Annotated in this window: 20 protein-coding genes and 1 riboswitch; of the genes, 15 read left to right on the top strand and 5 right to left on the bottom strand. The window is 36.3% G+C overall.

Annotation, left to right across the window (positions count from 1 at the left end; genetic code table 11):
- Nucleotides 1–119: 119 nt before the first annotated feature.
- Entirely contained in the window at nucleotides 120–1,382 is a 1,263-nt protein-coding gene (locus tag DRF57_RS10235; RefSeq protein WP_115918339.1) for an esterase-like activity of phytase family protein, read from the bottom strand.
- A 258-nt stretch (nucleotides 1,383–1,640) separates the two neighbouring features.
- Nucleotides 1,641–1,832: riboswitch (cobalamin riboswitch) on the top strand.
- Between the two features lie 69 nt (nucleotides 1,833–1,901).
- Here DRF57_RS10235 and DRF57_RS10230 point away from each other — a divergent pair.
- Nucleotides 1,902–3,020: a T9SS type A sorting domain-containing protein gene (locus tag DRF57_RS10230; RefSeq protein WP_115918337.1), complete on the top strand. Its 1,119-nt coding sequence runs from the start codon at nucleotides 1,902–1,904 to the stop codon at nucleotides 3,018–3,020.
- Nucleotides 3,021–3,108: 88 nt separating this feature from the next.
- Here the strand turns inward: DRF57_RS10230 and clpP are convergent, their stop codons facing one another.
- Both clpP and dnaG read right to left on the bottom strand, forming a co-directional pair.
- The gene (gene clpP / locus DRF57_RS10225) at nucleotides 3,109–3,795 is read right to left on the bottom strand and encodes an ATP-dependent Clp endopeptidase proteolytic subunit ClpP (protein ID WP_047487818.1); all 687 of its coding nucleotides are present in this window, start codon (nucleotides 3,793–3,795) and stop codon (nucleotides 3,109–3,111) included.
- A gap of 112 nt (nucleotides 3,796–3,907) precedes the next feature.
- A complete protein-coding gene (dnaG, locus tag DRF57_RS10220; protein ID WP_084086307.1) occupies nucleotides 3,908–5,893 on the bottom strand; it encodes a DNA primase in 1,986 nt (661 codons plus the stop codon).
- Nucleotides 5,894–6,223: 330 nt separating this feature from the next.
- Between dnaG and tsaE the strand changes: the two genes are divergently transcribed.
- The 13 genes from tsaE to DRF57_RS10155 all read left to right on the top strand — a co-directional run bounded on the left by tsaE (nucleotide 6,224) and on the right by DRF57_RS10155 (nucleotide 19,140).
- Nucleotides 6,224–6,631: a tRNA (adenosine(37)-N6)-threonylcarbamoyltransferase complex ATPase subunit type 1 TsaE gene (tsaE, locus tag DRF57_RS10215; protein WP_047487811.1), complete on the top strand. Its 408-nt coding sequence runs from the start codon at nucleotides 6,224–6,226 to the stop codon at nucleotides 6,629–6,631.
- Between the two features lie 65 nt (nucleotides 6,632–6,696).
- Nucleotides 6,697–7,887, top strand: a complete 1,191-nt coding sequence (locus DRF57_RS10210; RefSeq protein WP_047487808.1) for an alanine dehydrogenase — start codon at nucleotides 6,697–6,699, stop codon at nucleotides 7,885–7,887.
- A complete protein-coding gene (locus tag DRF57_RS10205; RefSeq protein ID WP_115918335.1) occupies nucleotides 7,887–8,258 on the top strand; it encodes a hypothetical protein in 372 nt (123 codons plus the stop codon). Before DRF57_RS10210 ends, DRF57_RS10205 begins: the two co-directional genes overlap by 1 nt.
- Before the next feature lie 19 nt (nucleotides 8,259–8,277).
- Nucleotides 8,278–9,051, top strand: a complete 774-nt coding sequence (locus tag DRF57_RS10200; protein ID WP_084086149.1) for a sensor histidine kinase — start codon at nucleotides 8,278–8,280, stop codon at nucleotides 9,049–9,051.
- Nucleotides 9,026–9,736, top strand: coding sequence for a LytR/AlgR family response regulator transcription factor (locus tag DRF57_RS10195; RefSeq protein ID WP_047487803.1), 711 nt, complete (start codon nucleotides 9,026–9,028; stop codon nucleotides 9,734–9,736). The genes DRF57_RS10200 and DRF57_RS10195 overlap by 26 nt, the downstream gene beginning before the upstream one ends.
- A gap of 108 nt (nucleotides 9,737–9,844) precedes the next feature.
- Complete coding sequence (locus DRF57_RS10190) at nucleotides 9,845–10,234, top strand: hypothetical protein (protein WP_115918333.1); 390 nt, start codon at nucleotides 9,845–9,847, stop codon at nucleotides 10,232–10,234.
- Between the two features lie 98 nt (nucleotides 10,235–10,332).
- On the top strand, nucleotides 10,333–12,621 hold the full coding sequence (locus tag DRF57_RS10185) for a cation:proton antiporter (RefSeq protein ID WP_047487798.1): 2,289 nt from the start codon (nucleotides 10,333–10,335) through the stop codon (nucleotides 12,619–12,621).
- A 385-nt stretch (nucleotides 12,622–13,006) separates the two neighbouring features.
- Nucleotides 13,007–13,660: a hypothetical protein gene (locus DRF57_RS10180; protein WP_115918331.1), complete on the top strand. Its 654-nt coding sequence runs from the start codon at nucleotides 13,007–13,009 to the stop codon at nucleotides 13,658–13,660.
- A gap of 7 nt (nucleotides 13,661–13,667) precedes the next feature.
- Nucleotides 13,668–13,889 (top strand): class I lanthipeptide, encoded by a 222-nt coding sequence (locus DRF57_RS10175; protein ID WP_047487795.1) that lies wholly within the window; start codon nucleotides 13,668–13,670, stop codon nucleotides 13,887–13,889.
- Nucleotides 13,890–13,930: 41 nt separating this feature from the next.
- Nucleotides 13,931–16,966: a lantibiotic dehydratase gene (locus tag DRF57_RS10170; RefSeq protein ID WP_115918329.1), complete on the top strand. Its 3,036-nt coding sequence runs from the start codon at nucleotides 13,931–13,933 to the stop codon at nucleotides 16,964–16,966.
- Entirely contained in the window at nucleotides 16,941–18,068 is a 1,128-nt protein-coding gene (locus DRF57_RS10165; protein ID WP_115918327.1) for a lanthionine synthetase LanC family protein, read from the top strand. Before DRF57_RS10170 ends, DRF57_RS10165 begins: the two co-directional genes overlap by 26 nt.
- A 116-nt stretch (nucleotides 18,069–18,184) precedes the next feature.
- Complete coding sequence (locus DRF57_RS10160; protein WP_047487785.1) at nucleotides 18,185–18,724, top strand: hypothetical protein; 540 nt, start codon at nucleotides 18,185–18,187, stop codon at nucleotides 18,722–18,724.
- Nucleotides 18,724–19,140 (top strand): hypothetical protein, encoded by a 417-nt coding sequence (locus DRF57_RS10155; protein WP_052188583.1) that lies wholly within the window; start codon nucleotides 18,724–18,726, stop codon nucleotides 19,138–19,140. Before DRF57_RS10160 ends, DRF57_RS10155 begins: the two co-directional genes overlap by 1 nt.
- A 40-nt stretch (nucleotides 19,141–19,180) precedes the next feature.
- On the opposite strand, the gene DRF57_RS10150 is transcribed toward DRF57_RS10155, so the two are convergent.
- Entirely contained in the window at nucleotides 19,181–19,843 is a 663-nt protein-coding gene (locus DRF57_RS10150) for a hypothetical protein (RefSeq protein ID WP_115918325.1), read from the bottom strand.
- A gap of 374 nt (nucleotides 19,844–20,217) precedes the next feature.
- Between DRF57_RS10150 and DRF57_RS10145 the strand changes: the two genes are divergently transcribed.
- Entirely contained in the window at nucleotides 20,218–21,060 is an 843-nt protein-coding gene (locus DRF57_RS10145) for a prephenate dehydrogenase (protein WP_047487780.1), read from the top strand.
- A 624-nt stretch (nucleotides 21,061–21,684) separates the two neighbouring features.
- Here the strand turns inward: DRF57_RS10145 and DRF57_RS10140 are convergent.
- Nucleotides 21,685–23,103, bottom strand: a complete 1,419-nt coding sequence (locus DRF57_RS10140) for an L-serine ammonia-lyase (RefSeq protein WP_115918323.1) — start codon at nucleotides 23,101–23,103, stop codon at nucleotides 21,685–21,687.
- Between the last annotated feature and the right edge of the window lie 12 nt (nucleotides 23,104–23,115).

Raw genomic sequence — 23,115 nt, 5'->3', positions numbered from 1 at the left:
AGCAGCATTTCACTAATTGATTGTATGAGCTGAAACTCATTTCTATTAGTTCAAATAAAACTCATCAAATAAAAACGGCGGAATCTTCGATTCCGCCGTTTTCTTTAAAAAAAATCTAATTATTGAATATCGACTACATACATCGTTCCTTTGTCTACCTTCCCTGTTTTAGGAAGAATTTTGGCTTTAGGGTTTCCGTTTCCATCATCTACCACTCCAAAATCATCATCATTGAAAACAGCCAGTTTGTTATTTCCTAAATAAACAATCCCTTCAAACTTATCATGCTCATAGCCCAGTTTTGCTACGAGATCTACTGCAAGGCTTTTAGAAACAGGCTTTATTCCGGCACTCGTAATCTCATCCCAGGTACTCTGTTCCAAAGCTTTATTATTAATTTTCATTCCGTCTACCGCTGCCAGATCTGTTCCATTGACGTCTGTAGCTCCGGATACATTGATTCTGTATACTTTTTTTATTCCTCCCTGTGTTCCGAAATTTCCATCTCTTTCAATCACCAGGAATTCATTATTACTTAATGCAGTAATATCACAAACCGAATCAGAAGCTCCGCCATCCTGTTTGTATAAATACTGTTTCGTCTGCCCTGTGATAATATCGAATGTTACAATCCTTGTTAACGTGGTATTGGTTGCCAATGCTTTAGTGGGAACCAGCATCATCGACTGCATTGTTCCTACCAGCGTTCTTCCATCCGGAGTGATACAAAGTCCTTCCATACCTCTGTTGGCCCTTCTTTTGGCTAAAACTGCAGGGAGTTTTCTTGTTCCCGTATTCACTCCAATCGGGCTTATCCTTTCCATTTCTACCCCTTCTGCACTATAATGAACGATATGCGGACCATATTCATCAGAAACCCAGAATGTTCCATCTGGAGCGGCAACAATACTTTCACTGTCCAGACCATATTTATCTGTTCCTAACACATTTCCTGAAGCATCATAAGCTACTTCACCGGTACTCCCCATTCCTATAGGATTTGGAAGTCCTGTGATAGGCTGCCCTGCCGGATTTTTAAGTTTAATATATTGAATGACCTCAATATTACCTTCAGCATTGATCTTAAAATGCATAATCGTTGGGGTAAAATTAGGGGCAAGAAATTTTTTACCGCTTAAGTAGTCTGTATTCGGACCACGGTCTGTAATGACATAGAATTCTCCTTTTCTTGTAGGATGGGCCGCTGCTCCGGATCCAAATCCTCCGTTGATCACATCTACTCCATTGATAGTAGCCAATTTTGAAAAAGCAAATTCCTGTGGAAGCTTAGAATAATTAATCTCCTGGTTACTGGTGGTGTCATCATCTTTACAGGATGCCAGCGCCGTTAACACAAATGCAGATAGTAGCAGTCTTTTCATATTCTCTTTTATGGCTGCGAAAATATAAATTGATTGTAAACTGATCTTGAATATAATGATAATTGTATTTTAACAATGGAACCATGAAAATGAATTTAATATAAACAATAAAACTTTTGGTTTCAATCCGAAAACCTAACAAGACCTTTAATTTAATTATCAATTCAAAAAAACATAGCTTTAAAAGCTATTCAGCTTTAGGAGAAATATAAAAACTGGAATATAATTCACAAAACAGGATACAAAAATTTATATGATATATTTGCAGCGTTTTAAGGTTGAACACTGTTCATTAATAGGGAATCAAGTGAGAATAAAACTCAATTCTTGAGCTGTACCCGCAACTGTAAGCTGTTTTACTTATAGCACAATACGACCACTGGATTCCTGATCCGGGAAGGTGTGCTATAGGATGCAAGCCAGGAGACCTGCCTTATCCATTGCCACTTCAGGGATTGTGAGTATAACCACTTCTCCTGTAGGTAAGTTTCGGGAATAAAACTTTAATTTAATTATATCATGAGAAAAATCTATTTTTTTTTCTTACTGCTTTTTATGCAGTTTTTGTCTGCCCAATTTACAGAGAACAACATTAAGTTTTGGGTAGGAACAGGTTCAAAGAAGGCCTATTTCATTGCAGATTTTAACGATACTAATTCTCCTACTTCTTATGCATGGGGATATCGTTTTGACGGTGATAATCTAATGGCAGAAGACATGATCAATGCTATTGTTGCAGCAGAGCCTAAAATGGAAGCTGATATTCTTTCAGGATTTCTTTACAGTTTCAAATATAACCACCATGCTCCAGGCACAGATGATTCCTGGATTCCATGGTTCGGACCAAGTGCAGAAAATATGTCTAATAACAATAATGGTGCAGGCTCTGTTACTTTAACAGACGGGCTATGGTTTGGTATTACCTATGGATCTGATGATGTCCAGATTGACACTCCACCATCTACTCCTGTACCCGCTTACAGCTCTCAATGGTATGCATCTTCGCAAATCACCAATTGGATAGGAACAGGAACCAATAAAAGTTTGGTAGTGGTTGATTTTGGTACCAATCAGTCAAACGGAAATGCAGATTCTTTTGTGTTTGGAATTAAATATAACGGAAGCATCACTGCTGAGCAGGCCTTACAACTGATCCAGTCTCAAGCCTCTTATTTTAATTTTACCTCATCAAACAGCCAGATTTCTGCTCTGTCATTGAATAATTTTACAGGAAATGCCACAGGAGCAGACAGTTGGAAATTATATAAAGGTAAAGACCTCTCAAGCTGGCAAAAGAAGTCTGAACTTTCTCAGATTCAGCTAGCCAATAATGACTGGATGGGTATAAGCTTCGGACAGAGAAGACCATTTACCCCTACGGAAGCAGCCGATTCCACATTAGGTGTTTCTTCTGCCACAAAGAAAAAATTCAGTATTCATCCTAACCCGGCGAGTCATTTTATTCAGATTGAATCTCCTGAAAAATATACGGAAATCAATATCTATTCTTCTTTAGGTCAAAAAGTAATCACTTCCCAGTCCACAAAGATTGATATTCATTCTTTGGCTGCCGGAATTTATTTTGTTGAGATGAAAACAGCAAATACTTCAACCATCCACAAGATCATCAAGAAATAGAACATCATATATGAAATGCTTTTTCATACAATGATAAAACAAAAAAACGCACCGTATTGGTGCGTTTTTTTCCGATTTCCAGCATCGATTATTTTTTCTCTGTTGATCTCTGTAAAACCTCATCTACCATTCCGTAGCCTTTAGCTTCTTCAGAAGTCATCCAGTAGTCTCTGTCAGACGATTTTTCAACCCACTCATAAGTTTGTCCTGAGTGATGTCCGATAATCTCATAAAGCTCCTGCTTTAATTTCAACATCTCTCTTAAGTTGATTTCCATATCAGAAGCAACCCCTTGTGCACCTCCTGAAGGCTGGTGAATCATTACTCTTGAATGCTTAAGAGCAGAACGTTTTCCTTTTTCTCCTGCTACTAATAATACAGCTCCCATTGAAGCAGCCATACCCGTACAGATTGTTGCTACATCAGGCTTAATGATCTGCATGGTGTCATAAATTCCTAATCCGGCATAAACACTACCTCCCGGAGAGTTGATATAGATCTGAATATCTTTTGACGGATCTGCACTTTCTAAGAATAAAAGCTGAGCCGTAACAATATTGGCTACCTGATCGTCAATTCCTGTTCCAAGAAAGATAATCCTGTCCATCATCAAACGTGAGAAAACGTCCATCTGAGCAACGTTTAATCTTCTTTCTTCCATGATGTACGGTGTAAGATTCGTTGGGCCATACATTCCCATATACTGATCGGTAACCAAACCGCTGTTTCCTAAATGTTTTACAGAGAAATCTCTGAAGTCCTTTTTAATGTCCATATTTCTATTATGTATTATTTTAACAAATATTCTCGAAGTTTAAATTACAATATTTATTCCTAAAATTTTATGAGACTTTTTGTCACAGAACAGGAATATATCTGTCCATAAACTATCTATTTCTGCCGCCATAGATCCCTTTAATCGGCGAATACTCAATAATAGCGCTCAACCGTATGGAAGCCTGTTTCAGCAGGGTAATTTTTTTAATCAGATCATAGTATTTAGTCTCATCATTATCGCTGTACTGATCCAGTTCTTTTGCCGTCTCTTTTATCAGATAATCAATATATCTGTATTTATGCAATAATACATCACCTCTTACCTGATCTGCCACTTTATCACCATAATTGGGAGGATAAATATTTCTCGACGCCCAGTTTTCCAGATCATCGAGAGGAATCAACGCGTCAACAACCTTTGTGGTAATGTCTTCGTCCATAAAAGATACAAAAAAGTTTCCACTTCTGAGCTCTTCCTTTTGAATCCCTTCTCTTACCTGATTAATGATAATTTCATTTTCTTTTACTAAAAATATATATTGTTCCTCTTCAAAATGGTGAAGGATTTCTTCAATAACAGTGATCTGATACTCCTCATTGTTATCAGTTGTCCTTTTCAGAACAATATCTCCAAACATCAGCATATGATCCACCAGCTTATTCTCCATAAACAGAACATCATACAGGAAAGGATCTTCTTTCTCCTTATCCAAAGGTACAATCTCCATCTTCGGAGGGGCACTTTCTTTCTGCTGTTGCTGAACATGATGGGTCTGGTTCTGTGTGATCTGTTTCTGAACGTCAAGTTCGTTGAAAAGACTCTGCTCAGAAAGACCAAATTTATTGGATACTTCCTTAAGATAGACTTCCCTTTTCAGTGCGTTCTGAACAAAAGAAACCGACTTTACAATATTCCGTATTGCCTCAGCTTTTTTGATAGGATCGGTACCGGCATCTTTTAACAGGATTTCAGCCTTAAAATCGATAAAATCCATCGCTTCATTTTCGATGTATTTTTCAACGTAGTCCTGTGGATGTTTTCGGGCAAAAGAATCGGGATCATCTCCATCCGGGAAAAGCAGTACACGGATATTCATACCTTCCGTCAAAAGCATATCAATGCTTCGGAAACTGGCTTTAATTCCAGCATTATCACCATCAAAAAGAATGGTTACATTTTCCGTCAGCCTTTTAATCAGCTTAATCTGCTCCGTCGTCAGGGAAGTTCCGGAACTGGCTACCACGTTTTCAATTCCGGACATATGAAGTGAAATCACATCCATATATCCTTCCACCAAAAGACAGGTATTCTTTCTCGAAATGGCCTGCTTGCTCTGGTTTAGTCCGTAAAGAACATTCGATTTATGGTAGATCTCTGTTTCCGGGGAATTGAGATATTTGGCTGTTTTGACATTGCTTTTAAGAATTCTGGCACCAAAACCTAAAACCCTTCCTGAAAAACTGTGAATCGGAAAGATAACCCTTTCCCGGAAGCGGTCTATTCCCGCCGGAGCATTTTCAGGGAAAATAGAAAGTCCCGATTTCTCCAGAATTTCTTTAGAATATCCTTTTTCCTCTGCATAGGCTGTAAAAGCATTTTTCTTTTCAGGAGAGTATCCCAGCTGGAATTTCTTGATGATATCATCTCTAAGCTCACGCTCCTTAAAATAAGCCAGCCCTATGCTTCTTCCATCTTCAGCATCCCAAAGGATTTCCTGAAAATAATTATTAGCCACTTCATGGATTTTATACAGAAGGTCTTTTTCTGTCTGCGCATGCTTGGCTTCTTCGGAAATTTCACGCAGATCTTCTTCAATTTCAATTCCGTACTTCTTGGCTGCATGGCGAAGTGCTTCAGGATAAGTGAAATTTTCAATTTCCATCAGGAAAGAGATGGCTGTACCTCCTTTGCCTGTTGAGAAATCCTTCCAGATCTGTTTACTTGGTGAAACTACAAAACTTGGAGATTTCTCTTCATGAAACGGGCTTAGCCCTTTAAAGTTAGATCCTGCCCTTTTCAACTGCACATACTCACCCACAATCTCTTCTACCCTGATTGTGGAGAATATTTTATCTATCGTCTGCTTAGAAATCATGATGTAAAAATAAGTATTTTATATAGAAACTGGAAGCTTTTACCCCGGAGAGTTTGAGAGTCTCATGGGTACGGGGTTTGAGATTCGGGGTTACGTGAGGTGGGATTCGCGGTGGGGCTTCGGGATCAGAGATCTAAGATATTTGTTCCTGTATAATGTATAATGTCGGATGTATAATGTATGACATCTCAACTCATAACTCTTAACTCTTAACTCATGACTCTTTATCAATATCCAAACCTAACCTCCTACCTGGCTAACATCTAATATTTATTCCTTTCCCACACTTTCTCAAACTTAAATTTCATTATTTTTGTAGCAAATTAACCTATGCAGTTCACTATACATACCATCGAAGACTGGCAGGAAGTTGTGGATACTATTTTTCCTGAATTAAAACATAATATCCTTTTGCTTAAAGGAAATCTGGGAGCCGGAAAAACTACTTTCACTCAGTTTTTGCTTAAAAACCTGGGAAGTGAGGATGAGGTCAACTCTCCTACCTACTCTATTGTCAATGAATACAATACTTCAAAAGGAAAAGTATACCATTTTGATCTGTATCGCTTAAAAAACGTTGAAGAAGTCTATGATATTGGTATTGAAGAATATCTGGATAACTCTTTTTTGTGCATCATTGAATGGCCTGAAGTCTATGAAGAGGAGCTTTACGGGCTCAAGTACCACACAATGAGCATCCTGAATACAGGTGAACAAAGAGAAGTTTCATTCGATTAAATATTATGTATCTTTGCTTCTTAAATCAGTATTAAAATAATAATCTGTAAGACATAATTTAAAGGATGAGTACAAATATTTTTACTCCTTTCACAGAAGAAGAATTGATGCCGAAAGAGGAAAAATTGGAAGTTATAAAAAAAGGGAAACAATTCAGTATTGGAATTCCTAAAGAAACCTGTTTAAATGAAAGGAGAACCTGCATTACTCCGGACGCAGTACAGGTGCTGGTAGAGCACGGCCATGAGATTATCATAGAATCTGGAGCCGGACAAGGATCATTTTTTACGGATTTACAGTATTCTGAATCCGGGGCAAGGATCACTAATGATCCCAAAGAAGCCTTCGGACAGGATCTTATTTTAAAGGTTAACCCTCCTACCGAAGATGAAATTGAATTTATGAAGCCCAATACCTATTTGGTGTCAGCACTTCAAATCAATCTTAGGGAAAAAGAATACTTCTTAAAACTTGCCGAGAAAAAAATAAATGCCATTGCTTTTGAATTTATTGTTGATGAATACAAACAGCTGGCCCTGGTAAGACTTATTGGTGAGATTGCAGGATCTGTTTCTATTTTATATGCTTCAGAATTATTAGCCTTATCTAATGGTTTAATGCTTGGAGGGATTACAGGAGTAAGACCTGCTGAAGTCGTAGTTCTTGGAGCCGGAATTGTGGGTGAGTTTGCAACAAAAGCAGCCATTGGTTTAGGAGCCAGTGTCAAAGTTTTTGACAACTCATTATCCAAATTAAGAAGGCTTCACACTATTGTTGACAGCCGTGTTCCAACTTCTATCATCGATCCTAAAGAACTCAGCAAAAGTTTAAGACGTGCTGATGTAGTTATTGGAGCTCTTCCAAGATTAAATATGACCCCTATCGTTACTGAGGATATGGTCATGAAAATGAAAAAAGGCAGTGTCATCATTGATATTACTATAGATAACGGCAAGGTTATCGAAACATCGGAGCTTACCACTATGGAAGATCCGTATATCATCAAACATGGTGTTATTCATTGTGGGTTACCCAACCTTACATCGAGAATGCCGAGGACCACAACAAAAGCAATTTCGAATTTCTTCCTTTCTTATATTCTGAATTATGATGAAGAAGGTGGTTTTGAAAATATGCTGATCCGCAAAAATGAAATGAAGCAGAGTTTATATATGTATAAAGGAAGACATACAAAAAAGATCATCTGTGACCGTTTCGGACTTACGTACCACGATATCAATCTTTTAATTTTCTAATGAAAAAATTTAAATTTTATTTAATAGGCTTCATTCCGGGGCTCATTCTTGTATTCTTTATTTTAAACAAAAAGGGAGCCAGCTGTAGCGGTTATCTGCCTAACAGCCGTGTCATTGCAGAAACCCTTTCAAAAGAATTCAAATATTCTGAAGAGGTTAAAAATGCGATGGCCATCAATAAGATTGATGAAAAGTTTATCAAAGACAGTATCATTACTCAGGGGAAGGTAGATTTTGACCGAAGCAATGCACAGCAAAAGCCATGTCCGACATATATTATCACTTATCCTGAAAAAAATCCTAAGTATGAGATTGGCTTTGAAAAATGTGAAGAGACAATGACAGTAAACAGTCTGAAAAAGCTTAAATAGTTTTCAACAATACGGTTCTATGGAAGGCAATTACTACATGATTCATGACTATCTGATATTCATCGGAGTTTTTGCCATTTTCTTTTTTTTAACCACCAGTATTTATCTCTTCAGCCAGAATCAAAAACTGAAACAGAAAAATACCAAGTTATCAGAAAGCAATAAAATCATTGAACAGCGATTGAATGAGGTTCGTCTTGAACATATTGGTACCAAGCTGAACCCCCATCTTTTTAAAAACATCCTCAATTCAGTTCAGTCACATGCCTACCAAACGTATATGTCTCTGGATAAACTGGCTAATGTTCTGGATTACATTTTATACGAAAGCAATAATAAATTCGTAAGTCCAAAAGAAGAGCTGAACTTTGCCCTAAGCCTTATTGAAATCAATAAGATCAAAATAAATCCTCTTTTCGATTTCAGGATTAAATCCAGGATCAATAAAACAGATTCTGTATATGAGGAAAAAGTATTTGCTCCGCTCATTTCCGTTGACCTTATAGAAAATGCGTTCAAGCATACCGATTTCCTGGCCCAGGATTCCTTTATTTCCATTTATCTGGAGCTTGAAAATGGGATGTTTACGATGAAAGTCAGCAATAAGGCATCTTTAAAAAACAGTCTGACAAAAGAAAAAAGCGGTTTTGGAAGCCAGTCTTTAGATCAAAGGCTTAAAATGATTTACAGTACCTACTACCAACTGGAAAGAAGTTCAAAAAATGGTATCTTCACAGCAGAATTAAAAATCAATTTAGGAGAATTCTATGATAAAATGCGTTATTCTGGATGATGAGCTGTTAGCGATCAGCTACCTGAAACTTCTATGTGAACAAATCGAAAATGTAGAGGTGGTAAAAGCATTCAACGACCCTAAAATTTTCCTGAACGAAATTGATCATATCGACTGTAATCTGTGTATTCTGGATATAGAAATGCCCGGAATGACAGGTCTCCAGGTGGCAGAGCTTATCTCAGATTCAAAAAAAATCATTTTTACAACAGCTTACAAAGAATATGCTGCTGAAGCTTTTGACCTTAATGTAGTGGATTATGTGAGAAAGCCTATCAAAAAAGAACGTCTGATCCAGGCCTTCGAAAAAGCTAAAGAACTGGTGGAAACTCCTCCTAAAAAAGCCTTCATCGAATGGAATACCAATATCGGAAAAACAGTCATATTTACTGAACAAATTGCTTACATCAAAACATCAGAAATAGACAGCCGGGATAAAGACATCACCCTCAATGACGGAACTACGATCGTTCTGAAAAACCTGAACTTTAAAAATCTGCTGGAAATGCTCCCTGCAAAAGATTTTGCACAGGTCAATAAAAAAGAAATTATCGCGCTGGCCTCTATCAAGGTATTTTCCACTAATGAAATTATCAGCACCATCTCTACAGAAGACCATAATTTTCTCAAACTTCAGATTGGCGAAGCCTATAAAAGCTCATTAATGGAACTGTTCGGAAAATAAACCTTCCAAATCTTTACGGTTTCATTACAGAATACAAACCCTTTATTACAGCCGTCCTTTTTCAGCCGGTAATCCTTGTACTTTTACTGCGAATTAATTGATTTTATAATGAAAAATTTCATGTATGCTGCAGGAGTTCTCATATCCGGTTTGTGTTTTTCTCAGGAAGGCAATTCAACCATTAAAGCATCTTTTTTTGATGGAATTGCCGTAGCCGGATATGTAGATCATGGGGCATTTATCAATTTTACGGGGCCTAATCTAAGACTTACCCACAAGCATATAAAATTTGTTATGGGAATGCTTCCCTCGCTGAGAATTAAGGAAGACCGATCACCCGGAACCAAAAACAGCCCTGTTATGCCTACCCTGGGTGCAGGTCTTACAATGGTTTATAAAAAAATTGCCTTTCAACTTCCTGTTTATTATAATGCTAAAACGGCAGATCAGGACGGAAACTGGAAAATAGGAATCGGTGTAGGATATTCGTTCAAATAGATTTTATTACATTTTTTAGAACATTCATTACATTTTAAAAACAAGGGTATTTCAATATAAGTATATTCTTATCAACTTTGCATCAAAATTTAGGAATCATGAATTTGGGGAAATATAAAAATATTATTTTTTACATCAGTACAATTGCATTTTTTTCATGCCTTATGTATTGGTTTTTTGTAGAAGGAAAAACATTGGAAATTGGAGAGAATATTACCCCGGCCAAATCTACAGGCTCTACCATGTGGGAAAATTTTACAGATTCATTCCTCACTAATCTTCATCATCCTTTGGCTCTTCTTCTAGCCCAGATTGTGACCATTATTCTGGTAGCAAAACTTTTTGGGTGGGTTTGCATAAAACTGAAACAGCCATCTGTTATCGGAGAGATGATAGCCGGTATTGTTCTGGGGCCCTCTCTTTTCGGATTATATTTTCCGGAACTTTCAGCATTTATTTTTCCAAAAGAATCATTACCCAACTTACAGTTTCTAAGCCAGATCGGGCTAATTCTCTTTATGTATATTGTAGGAATGGAGCTTGACCTTAGTGTTCTCAGAAAAAAAGCACATGATGCCGTAGTAATCAGTCATGCCAGTATTATTATCCCTTTTGCATTGGGAGTAGGTCTTTCTTATTTTATTTATAAAGAATTTGCACCTGATGGAATTCAGTTCAGCTCATTCGCATTGTTTATAGCTATTGCCATGAGTATTACAGCATTTCCTGTATTGGCCAGAATTGTTCAGGAAAGAAATCTCCATAAAACAAAAATAGGAACCGTTGTTATTACCTGCGCCGCAGCTGATGATATTACAGCATGGTGTATTTTAGCAGCAGTGATTGCCATTGTAAAAGCAGGATCATTTTCAGGATCCGTATTTGTTATTTTAATGGCTATTCTATATGTTTTCATTATGATAAAGGCGGTAAGACCGTTCCTCACCAAAATTGCCGAATCACAGAAAGGAAAAGGTTTTATCAGTAAAGGATTGGTAGCTATATTTTTCCTGGTATTAATCATCTCATCATATGCTACGGAAGTTATTGGAATCCATGCACTGTTCGGGGCATTTATGGCAGGTGCCATCATGCCTGAAAATGTAAAATTCAGAAATCTTTTCATAGAAAAAGTAGAAGATGTGGCATTGGTTCTTTTACTTCCTCTTTTCTTTGTATTTACCGGATTAAGAACTCAGATCGGCTTACTGAACGATGTTCATCTATGGAAAATTGGTGGACTCATCATTCTAACCGCTGTTACGGGAAAATTCGTGGGAAGTGCACTGACGGCAAAATTTTTAAAAATGAGCTGGAAAGACAGTCTTACGATAGGGGCTCTGATGAATACCAGAGGATTAACAGAGCTTATTGTGCTTAATATTGGTTATGATTTGGGTGTTTTAGGTCCGGAATTATTTGCTTTATTGGTTATCATGGCATTATTTACCACTTTTATGACAGGTCCGTGCCTTGATTTCATCAATTATGTTTTTAAAGGAAAAAAATCAATGGTAGAAGATGATGAAGAGGAACATAATGATGCAAAATATAGAGTTCTTTTATCTTTCGAAACGGCAAAAGCTGGAAGTAAACTATTGAGGCTTGCAGATAATTTCACCCATAAAATGAATGGTAACAAAAGTGTTACCGCCATGACTATTGCTCCTGTTGACGAACTTCATGCCTTTGATATTGAAAACTTCGAAAAAGAACAGTTTAAAAATGTAATTGAAACTTCTCACGAGCTTCAGCTTGAAGTCACTACCCTGTTCAAAGCTTCCACAGATGTTGAAAGTGACCTTACCAATATTACCAATAAAGGAAATTATGATCTTCTTCTTATCATGCTCGGAAAATCCATGTATGAAGGAAGTTTACTCGGTAGATTATTAGGGTTTACCACAAAAATCATCAATCCCGAAAAATTATTAAACACCGTAAAAGGAAAAGGTAATATTTTCAATACCTCTCCTTTCGACGACCTGACCCTTCAGGTGCTGGACAAAGCAACCATCCCTGTAGGTGTTCTCGTTGACAAAGAATTTACAGCAGCTGATAAGATATTTGTACCCATATTCAACCTTAGTGATTTTTACCTGCTTGAATATGCTAAAAGGTTGATCAATAATAATAACTCACAGGTTATTATTCTGGATGCTGCAGGGCAGATCCGAAACAATATTGAAGTAAAGGAGCTTATCAGAAGTATTGAACAGGTAGCTCCTAACCATATCACCCTCTATAATGAAAAGAGGATCGAGAAGGAATTCCTCAACTCACAGGATCTGATGCTTATCAGCAGCAAAAGCTGGAAAAACCTGATTGACACCAAAAGTTTATGGCTGTCTGATATTCCTTCTACTTTAATTATCTCAAACCCTTAAACAGTCTGATTAGCCATATACTTTTCTACATCTGAATAGCGGCTCTATTGATAATCCCAAGTTAAAAATAAGCGCAATAGTATATATAAGGCTATATAATCGGCAGTATTCATCCAAGAAATACTGCCGATTTCTTTTTTTTGAATGAATTTATCTTCTTAATTTCTGCATAAAAAAGAAAAAACACCCTGTTTTGTGAAATAAAAAAAAACAACTGATAAAAGTAGAAATATTATTAAAAAAATCCCTAAAACAAAGGTTTTTAAACTCAATCCACATCGATCACTTTTTACAAATCAATCAATAAATATTAATTTTTTTCATACAATTCGCATGTCTGTTTCAAAATTTTAGCATATATTTAAAAAAACTTCTAATAACCATCGTGACTACCACAATTAAAAAGACTTTTGCGAGTAAGCATTGGGACTATTTTATTCTGATCTGTAGAGTTCTGCTTGCATGGCAGTTCTTATCTTTCGGATATGCTAAATTTTTCGATGACGGACAATTTGGTATTTCCGGTGAAGAATTGAATAAACCCATTAAAGACCTCAGTCTTTTTAAAGTAATGTGGTATTTATTCGACCACAATCCATTTAAGATCATCATCGGAATTTGTCAGACGTTATGTGGAGCTTTGCTTCTCTATAATAAAACTGTAATTATAGGAGCTCTTCTTTTTTTACCTATTGCTTTCAATATTTTAATCATGGATATCACCTTTATGGAACCTTCTATGGTTAATGGGTTTGCATCAAGACTGAGCTATTATATATTCCTTGATCTCTTAATTCTCTATCATTATAAAGACAGGATGCTTATTGTTTTTAAAGCCATTACCGGCAATATAAACAACAGGTTTAGCCATTCTTACGGGATGTACCTTATTTCCCCTATTTTGGCTGTTCTTCTAAGTTTGCTTCCTCTAGTCCCTGTAGTTCTGTTTTATCTTGTAGTAGAGCCGGATCAGATGCTGCATGCTTTGGGTAACGCCTGGCATGGAGTCACCAAATTAACACAACATTTTTTAAAATAAAATTACCATGAAAAAATCAGACAAAAAACTAACAATTTCAAAAAAGAACGTACAAAATTTAAGCAAAAACAGCTTATTTGAAGTAAAAGGTGGTAAAGCCATTGGTATTGATGACGATTTAGGATTGTTTACAGCAGGATGTTCAGACGGATGTATGTCTAAATTTATGCATACTCACCTGATGAACTGCTCAAAAGCAAACTGTACAGCAGATTGCGGTAACTGCTAATTAACATTTGATCTCTTTTGTCATCTTCAACGTAAAATAATATGTCTTCAAAGCAATATACTCCATTTCATTACACCATATTGAGAACTCCGGTTCTTTCACCTGATGATTTAGACAAGTTTTATTCTTCATCGGATGTTATTGAAAATATTTCCTGTAATGATGCTATCATGGATGCTATTAAATTGTCGTCATTGAACTTTTACAATGAGGTGACAAAAGAGTTTTCTAAAAAAAATCCGGAACAAAAGGAAAAATTACAAATATCCTTATATAAATATCTTTCACGATATACCACGCGGCCTACACCGTTTGGGTTATTTTCAGGCTTAGGTACTCTTAAAACCTCATCGGAAATAACTGATAAAAAGATTTACTGGAATACATCCCATCCCAGGCTCAGGCTAGATTCAGACTACGTATACAAAGCAGTAAACTCACTGGAAAAACATGAGTCCTACCTTACTAATAATACATTGTATGAAATCTTTGACGAATACAAATATTTGCAATGCTACACAGGAGTGATTGGCAGAGACTACCGATTGGTCACCATAGAAAGTAATGAATACATTGGTTCCGTTATCGAATTCTGCAGATCAGAAAAAACTTCTGAAGAAATTATCCATTATATCAAAGAAGAAAACGACGTTACCCAAAGTGAAGCTGAGGATTTCTTCAATGAACTAAAAGATGAACAGATTATCAATTCATCTTTATCTTATTCAGGAACCGAAACCGGAACCCTGATCAACAAAATATATAAAAATGTAAATATACCAGGCTTTAATGAGCTAAAAGAGTATATAGACAAGTCTAATCAAGGAAACAATATCCCTGAAATCCTGTCACTTCCTGATCAGAAAAAAGTACCTCTTCATGTAGACCTTTATTTTGAGACGTCAAATACCATGAGCCAAAAGTTCATTGAAGACATTCAGAAAAGTGATGCGATTTTTGAAAGATTCAGCATATTAGAAAACCAGACTCCTTACAGGATCACTAATTTCAAAAAACAATTCAGCAAAAAATATGACCAGCAGGAGGTCAACTTACTCCATGCACTTGATATTGAATTCGGAGTCGGCTATGGAAAATTTGCCAACTCAGAGAATATAGACAGCAGCACTCTCATTTTAGGCTGGCCCAATGAATCCATTAAGGAGGATAATCTTAGCCTCAACAGGAAAGAAGTTCAGTATTCCCATGCTATTATAGATTGTATTAAAAACAAAAAAAATAGTATTGATCTCCATGTATTAAGTAAAAATCAGGAAGTTTTCCTTCCCGAAAAAATGAACCCGTCTTTCCCGTTCAAATCCTATAAAGCATCTATTTTCTTTGATAAAGAAACCAATAACCCTGTTTACTTTATTGATTATATCTCATTCCACTCTCCAAGAAAAATATTGGGACGATTTTCAGATCATAAAGAGATAGGCAATCTATTAGATGATATTCATAATCACGAAAAAAAGATCTATGGTGAAGACACAGTCATTGCCGAAATTGTACATCTTCCTTCAGAGAAAATAGGAAATGTCATTGAAAGAAAAATTAATACCGAATATTATATAGGATACATTGATGAAAGCAGTAGCAGAAAGAAAATCCATCTGAATGATCTGTATATTTCTATTGTAAATGACCGGATTGTTTTACGTTCTAAAGCATTAAATAAGTATGTGATACCGGTTTTTTCCAATGCCTACAATATCATGCATCCCACCAACAGTCCGATTTTTGAGTTTTTGCTCGATTTTCAGACCCAGCAAAACCACAGTCTCCTGATCAATGAAGAAAAACTGCTGGATATTTTTAAATTTTTCCCAAGACTACAAAAAGGAAATTTCATTGTCAAAAAAGCAGCATGGCTTATTGAGTACCATGATTTCTTTTCCAATAAAAATACCAGTGTTTCAGAAGCACTTACAGCATTTGATGAAAACCTTCAAAAGCTTAACATCACAAAGAATTTCTTCATTTCAGAAGGAGATAATGAACTCTATATCCATCTAAAATTTGAGATCTCAAAGAAAACCTTCTTAACAGAACTGAAAAAGAAACAAAAACTGAAAATAATAGAATCTTTACTAGATGAATTTACTCCGGTAACGTATAACCAGGATGGAAATACCGTCAATAATGAGTTTTTACTATTCTTCAAAAATGAAGCACAGCACCAGAAAGAAGAGAACTTCCTTCCTGTGGTGAAAACCTCTGATATTCCAAGATCCCTGTTTCCGGATATTGATAACTGCCTTTATCTGAAAATATATACAGGTAAAGTATTTGCAGACTTTTTCATATGTGAAACAGTAGGAATTTTAAGCTTTTTACAAGCAAATAAACTAATAGAGAAGTTTTTCTATATTAAATTCTATGATCCAGAATTTCACATAAGACTAAGAATTTTCGCCCCTAAAACTAATCACGAAGAGGTAAAATCCCATATCAATGCTCTTATAAAGAAATACCTTGCTGAGAAAATACAAAGGATATCTTATGATACCTATGATCGGGAATTAGAACGCTACGAAGGGAATAACACCAAAATATTTGAAAAGATATTTTATTATGATTCTCTTGTTTCCGCAGCAATCATTGAGAAAAATATTGAAGAAGATAACACCGATATTTTATGGATGTATCCTATCAAGCATATTCTTTTCTATTGTAAAGTGTTTAATCTCGATACGGAATCCCAGCTAAACTTTGTAAGCGGGGTAAAAAGCAGTCTGGCCAGGGAGTTTAATACCTCTCCTTTAAAAACCGCTTTTATCAATGCAAAATATAAAGGGTTCTCCGAGGAAATTGAGAATATTATCTCTGAAAAAAATGATATATTGTCCGCCATTCACACTCAATTCTTCAAGGATATCCAGGTAGATTTACCGGCCTTGCTAGGTCAGAATTCCTATAAGAATCTGGCCAATATTATCCATATGCATATTATCAGGGTAGTACGAAGTGATAACAGACTTCACGAATATTTAATGTACTGTTTCCTTGAAAAAATTTTAAAAAAACAATTCTTCAGCTTAAAAACAAATGCCAATACTTCAACACATCTGTAAAAACATCTTAGACTACGAGCATACCCACGCTGGATTAATGAATGGAGCTTGTTCAGAGTTATTATTTCTTCATCATTATTTTAATTCCTATCCTGAGCAGTTTAATAAGACTGTAGAAAAAAAAATAGACCGGTATAAAGATTTAATCTTCGATCATATAGAAAATGAAAGAATTGATCTGTCCTATGCGGCAGGGTTATCAGGAGTTTTATCTTCAGTCTCCTATTTACAGGAATCTCAATGGTGTTCTCTTGATTTTCTGGATATTGAAGATATTGGAGATATAATGATTGAAGAAGCTATTGCTCAGTTTCAGAACCATAATTTTGATTTCTTCTATGGGGGAATCGGCTTGGTGATGCCCTTCATGAACAGACAGATGGATATCAGAAAACTGGATCCGGACTTACTGCGCACATTAAAAGAAACCATCGTTAAAACGAAAACAGACCTGTTCTGGCAAAACCCAAAAGATAAGGCCGAAAATATATCCAATTTTGGTATTTCCCATGGATTTCTTCCCAATCTTTTACTGCTGGCCTATATTGCAGATTCAGAAGCTGATATTTCTTTTATCAGGAAAACCTTATCAGAATTTATGACCTATGCTTCGATGGAAGGTACGGTATCCGTATTCCCTTCTGTAATCGAAACCAGCAAAGAAAATTCAAAATATGCTTCCCGCCTGGCCTGGTGCTATGGGGATCTGGGAATATCCTGTGTTCTCTATAAAATTGGTGAGCTTATTCAGGATCAATCTTTACAGAATCAGGCATCACAAATCCTGTTAAAAACCACAGTCAGAAAACATGAGGAATCCAGTAAGGTAACCGATGCTTCACTCTGTCATGGAAGTGCCGGAATTTCTTCGATATACGATTCATTTTATACCCGCACCCAAAACCCGGCATTCGCACAAGCCGGAGAATACTGGCGTGGAATCACTCATTCTTATTATGCTCCAGAAAATCAGGAATGTTGCTTTTTATATAAAGCAGGAGATGAATACGTCTATAATATGGGATTGTTAGAAGGATTAGCTGGGATAGGATTATCTCTTTTGAATAAAAAAGATTGGTCCGGCATCTTATTGATTGAATAAATACACAATAAAATCAAAATTTTAATATTTTTTTCGCAAACAAACGGAAAAATACATATTTTTATACCCACAAAATAACAAAATTTAACAAACATTAACGATTTAAATATAATACAATGTGCCGATATGCCATGATGGTTTACAAAGGTCATTATGCCTGTTTTAACTGCCAGAAAACATTCAAACGCCGCATTTTACACGATGTGGACAGGGATTCTCAGGTTTCAGTAGAAGCCAAATGTCCTGAATGCGGAAAACTGATGGCCAATATGGGGTTGGATTTTGAATCCCCTTCAAAAAATGATCATAAAAGGTGGGCGCATATCAAGGATCTGTATACAGTAGGCATCACTTTCCATTCCTGCGGATGTTCCGGGCCGGGATATATTCCTCAGGATCGAAAAGCCATTATCACTTACCTTGAAAAAATCCGCGCAGAATATATGCATTCGCTGGTGTATTGGAGATACCGCATAGAACCGGAAACGAAAAGAGAACGTGAAATTGAGTATCAAAAAAACGGCTCTAAGCTATGGACAGTAAACCGGGATGCTTTTAAGAAAACAGTGACTAATCAGGAAGGAATTAATTACTGGATCAATAAAATCAAAGAAGTGGAAGAACGCCTTGCCGTTATCCGAAATTCAAACAACTGATGGAACTGAGATCAGATATAGAACCCGATTTAAAAACAGCAGAAAACAGATATCCTGGAATTCTTAAATTAATTCTGGACTATACAGCCCATGTCGATCTTTCGGGTGATGAAGACCTGTCCGTCTATAGCCAGCTGGAATCCGAATTACACTCGATTACTCAGAAAAATGTCTCACAGTACAGTATGGAATGGTGGGAAGAAGAAGGTATTGAGGTACTTGCTTTCCGCATTGCTTTACCCGATCCTGAAAAGGTAGAAAATCTGAGCCCGGAGGAAATTGAAGAAATTACTTTTAGAATAGAGAACCCGGTTATCATTAATAAAGACTGGGAAGAACAGACTTTTGAAGAACAATTTTCTCTGTATCTTGATAATTACTATCGGCAGTTTCTGGCATTAAATAAGGATAAATAGTATTTCCCGGATTCTAAGTAAAGACCGTAACAATTCAGTTTTATTTTTCTAAATGTAAGAGTTTTTTAAAATCCTCCTTTATTCTTTTTTCCTCTTCAGCTATATAATCTGCGCTAAACGGAGCCCCGCAATCCTGGCTGTCAATGATATGAATAAGCCTCGCATTTAAAAAATAATACCTGGTTTCGGTAATCTCCGATTTTTTTAAATCAAAAGCTTCCGTATCATTATTTTCCTTCATTACTTTCACATCATAGAAAAGAGGGCGGTTGTACCGATACTCTTTTTCGAAAACAAAAGAAAGTTTTCCATTAAACAGATAATACTCTATCAACAGCTGCCCCATTTCACCGTAGTGTCTGGCTATAATTTTTTCAAGCCTTTTCTTTTGATAATAAAACGTTGCCTCCCCTCCTTCTGCCGATACTCCTTCAATATCTTTCTGTTTAATACGAGTCCATTTTGTAATAGAATTAATTCTTTTGAAATTAGCCCGGATAGGATCCAGCCTGTCTTTTATATACTCATTGGGAACAACATCCTCATCATTAAAGCTTTCTTTAATCATTATAGTGTCTCCGTATAGGATATTGGAACGTTCCGTTTTTTGTACTTTTAAAAATACGTGAGGATGGTTTTTAGCATTTCCAAAGATGATCATAACTGCCAAAATAATCAGGCTACATACATATTTATTTTTCATGTGTTGCTTTTTTTAGTGATACTTTTACTTCAAACTAAAAGAATTTAAAACTTAAAATAGTTCCTACACTTCACTTGTTATTATCTCTTTATTCACAATGTTATTACAAAATTAATAAATCATTCTTATTAAGTAAAACAAAGATTAGAATATAGGAAACACATACATCAACTTCGTAATTCTTCTATAATTTTCAAAATTTTAGCCAGAACAATCATAGTTTAAAAAAAAATTTATACCTTCGCTTTGTGAATTTTAACAACGGAACATATTATTATAGAATTTTTAACTCAGATCTGGGATAGGGATTCTTATGAACATAATTTAAAACCTCGTCCTAGACGAGGTTTTTTTATTTTAAACCAATTTAAAAGATGAAAATAAGTATTATAGGAGCTGGATTAATCGGCGGATCGATGGCATTAAAATTAAAGGAAAAAGGCATCGCCAGTTTTATCTACGGAATTGATAACAATAAACAGCATATTGATGAGGCATTAGAGCTAAAAATCATTGATGCAGGTGTTGATCTGGAGCAGGGAGTTAAAAATGCTGAGTTGATCATCCTTGCTATTCCTGTGGATGCTGCCAGAAAATTATTGCCGGGTGTTCTGGATCTTATCTCGGATCATCAGACTGTGATGGATGCAGGTTCTACAAAAGCAGGAATTGTCCATGCCGTAAAAGATCATCCAAAACGCTCAAGATTTGTGGCCTTTCACCCGATGTGGGGTACCGAAAATAACGGTCCGAAATCTGCTATTGCCGAAAGTTTTGCCGGAAAAGCAGGGGTTATCTGCAATAAAGAAGAATCTGCTGAAGATGCTTTAAACCTGGTTGAAAAAATAGTCAATGCACTTGATATGCATATGATTTATATGGATGCGGAAGATCATGATATCCATACTGCCTATATTTCCCATATCTCCCATATTACCTCCTACGCTCTTGCCAATACCGTATTGGAAAAAGAGCGCGAAGAAGAAACGATCTTTCAACTGGCCAGTTCGGGTTTCTCCAGTACCGTACGTCTGGCTAAATCGCATCCTGAAATGTGGGTTCCCATCTTTAAACAGAACAAAGAAAACGTACTGGATGTATTGAACGAACATATTACCCAGCTCAGAAAATTTAAATCTGCATTGGAAAAAGAAAATTACGAATACCTTGAAGAGCTGATTACCAATGCCAACAGAATCAGAGGTATATTAAGATAATAAATTCCTAGTCTGGATTTTTTCTAAAACTTAGTGTTTATTTTAAAAACTTCCTGAAAGTATAACACAATCTTTGTCATTCCGTAGGAATCCCAACTAACACCATAACAACGGCTTAGACTCCTACAGAATGACAAACAGGATGTTGAATAACTCTTTAAAGCAATCTTATACGTCTGGTTTTGACCACCCCGTCAAAAATTCTTTGAATTTCCGCCACCCCTCCGGAGGAGGGGAATATCATGTTTTCCATTGTAACATTCATCGGGACATCCATAAAATCATAGATTTTCAAAGACTTAAGTACTTCTTATACGCAAAGATTATAACTAAAAAAAATAAGTATTGATCTTAATATCTTCCATAGGCACCTCAACGGCCTCATAAAAATTGAGGGGGATTCTTTCGGAATGACAAACTACATGGATCGTTTTTAACCTTCCTACAAACAATTAGGAATTTCCAATTAAAAACAGACAGCTTCAGCTTACACAGGATGGAAAAACATACGTCTTCAGTAAAAAATAGTGTTTATCCATTAAGAGCCCCTACTACATAAAAAAAATCCTTAGATGTTATGTCTAAGGATTTTTCGTATTTTTAATTGTATTCTGTATTAGCATATTAGCATTCAGGAACATTCACTGCAATTGCCAACCCACCTTCTGAGGTTTCCTTAAAACGGTCACTCATAGACTGAGCTGTTTCCCACATCGTCTGGATAACCTCATCCAGGGTTACTTTTGCCTTCGTAGGGTCACTTTCCAGAGCAATATTTGCCGCAGTAATAGCTTTCATAGCCCCCATTGTATTTCTTTCAATACATGGAATCTGTACAAGTCCTTTAATAGGATCACAGGTTAATCCAAGATGGTGTTCCATAGCTATTTCAGCAGCCATTAATACCTGCCCTACACTTCCTCCAAGGATTTCCGTAAGTCCCGCAGCGGCCATCGCTGATGACACTCCGATTTCGGCCTGACATCCTCCCATTGCTGCAGAAATGGTTGCATTTTTCTTAAATAATGTTCCAATTTCTCCGGCTACAAGCAGGAATCTTACAATATCATCCTCGCTTGTAAATGGCGTAAATGCCTGTGCATACATTAACACTGCGGGAATCACTCCACTCGCTCCGTTGGTAGGAGCTGTGATGATTCTTCCGAAGCTGGCATTTTCTTCATTTACTGCCAGTGCAAAACAGGCAATCCATTTATTGATATTGGTGAAATTTTCTTCGGCATCAACAACCTGCTGAAACCATTCATCTTTATTTTTATAAATCTCTTCTCCCAACAGTTTTCTGTTAATTCCCGCTGCTCTTCGGGAAACGTTCAATCCACCGGGAAGAATCCCTTCTTTATTCACTCCTTTGTAGATGCATTCTTTAATCTGACTCCAGATATATAAAGCTTCCTTTCTTGTTTCGTCCTGTGATCTCCAGCTTTCTTCATTAATTAGAATTAAATCTGAAATTTTGTTAAATCCTAGCTTCTGGCAATATTTTGCAATATCTGCAGCTTTATGACAAGGATACAATGTACGTACGCATTGTTTTTCTATTGAGTTTTTTTCCTGGCTTGCAATAAAACCTCCACCTACAGAATAAAAATCCTGAACAAGCTCTGTACCATCTTCAAAAACAGCTTTAAAGATCATTCCATTCGGGTGAAAATCAAGTGATTTCTGCATATTTAAAACCAAATGATACCCGTAAACAAATGGAATTTCTTTCTCGCCCCCAAGATTAATAATCTGGTCTTTCTTGATCTTTTCTATCTTTTCATCAATTTTTGAAGTATTGATGGTCTTAAAATCTTCACCGCTCAAACCAAGCATGCCCGCGATATCCGTTCCGTGCCCAATTCCAGTTTTGGCTAAAGAGCCAAAGAATTCAAGAAAAACTTCTTTTACCTCTGCGATTGATCTTTCCCTTTTTATAATTCTGATAAATGCAGCCGCTGCATTCCAAGGTCCCATTGTATGTGAACTGGATGGGCCTATTCCTACTTTGATAATCTCAAAAACCGATATTGATTCCATAAATGGCTCTTC

Source organism: Chryseobacterium rhizosphaerae (assembly GCF_003385455.1).
Classification (GTDB): Bacteria; Bacteroidota; Bacteroidia; order Flavobacteriales; family Weeksellaceae; genus Chryseobacterium; species Chryseobacterium rhizosphaerae.
Note: the sequence above shows the minus strand (reverse complement) of the source record. Positions and strands in the feature narration are given on the sequence as shown.

Coding starts and splice junctions, on each gene's coding strand:
- DRF57_RS10235 (WP_115918339.1), bottom strand. CDS start 1,382: ATGAAAAGACTGCTACTATCTGCATTTGTGTTAACGGCGCTGGCATCC.
- DRF57_RS10230 (WP_115918337.1), top strand. CDS start 1,902: ATGAGAAAAATCTATTTTTTTTTCTTACTGCTTTTTATGCAGTTTTTG.
- clpP (WP_047487818.1), bottom strand. CDS start 3,795: ATGGACATTAAAAAGGACTTCAGAGATTTCTCTGTAAAACATTTAGGA.
- dnaG (WP_084086307.1), bottom strand. CDS start 5,893: ATGATTTCTAAGCAGACGATAGATAAAATATTCTCCACAATCAGGGTA.
- tsaE (WP_047487811.1), top strand. CDS start 6,224: ATGCAGTTCACTATACATACCATCGAAGACTGGCAGGAAGTTGTGGAT.
- DRF57_RS10210 (WP_047487808.1), top strand. CDS start 6,697: ATGAGTACAAATATTTTTACTCCTTTCACAGAAGAAGAATTGATGCCG.
- DRF57_RS10205 (WP_115918335.1), top strand. CDS start 7,887: ATGAAAAAATTTAAATTTTATTTAATAGGCTTCATTCCGGGGCTCATT.
- DRF57_RS10200 (WP_084086149.1), top strand. CDS start 8,278: ATGGAAGGCAATTACTACATGATTCATGACTATCTGATATTCATCGGA.
- DRF57_RS10195 (WP_047487803.1), top strand. CDS start 9,026: ATGATAAAATGCGTTATTCTGGATGATGAGCTGTTAGCGATCAGCTAC.
- DRF57_RS10190 (WP_115918333.1), top strand. CDS start 9,845: ATGAAAAATTTCATGTATGCTGCAGGAGTTCTCATATCCGGTTTGTGT.
- DRF57_RS10185 (WP_047487798.1), top strand. CDS start 10,333: ATGAATTTGGGGAAATATAAAAATATTATTTTTTACATCAGTACAATT.
- DRF57_RS10175 (WP_047487795.1), top strand. CDS start 13,668: ATGAAAAAATCAGACAAAAAACTAACAATTTCAAAAAAGAACGTACAA.
- DRF57_RS10170 (WP_115918329.1), top strand. CDS start 13,931: ATGTCTTCAAAGCAATATACTCCATTTCATTACACCATATTGAGAACT.
- DRF57_RS10165 (WP_115918327.1), top strand. CDS start 16,941: ATGCCAATACTTCAACACATCTGTAAAAACATCTTAGACTACGAGCAT.
- DRF57_RS10160 (WP_047487785.1), top strand. CDS start 18,185: ATGTGCCGATATGCCATGATGGTTTACAAAGGTCATTATGCCTGTTTT.
- DRF57_RS10155 (WP_052188583.1), top strand. CDS start 18,724: ATGGAACTGAGATCAGATATAGAACCCGATTTAAAAACAGCAGAAAAC.
- DRF57_RS10150 (WP_115918325.1), bottom strand. CDS start 19,843: ATGAAAAATAAATATGTATGTAGCCTGATTATTTTGGCAGTTATGATC.
- DRF57_RS10145 (WP_047487780.1), top strand. CDS start 20,218: ATGAAAATAAGTATTATAGGAGCTGGATTAATCGGCGGATCGATGGCA.
- DRF57_RS10140 (WP_115918323.1), bottom strand. CDS start 23,103: ATGGAATCAATATCGGTTTTTGAGATTATCAAAGTAGGAATAGGCCCA.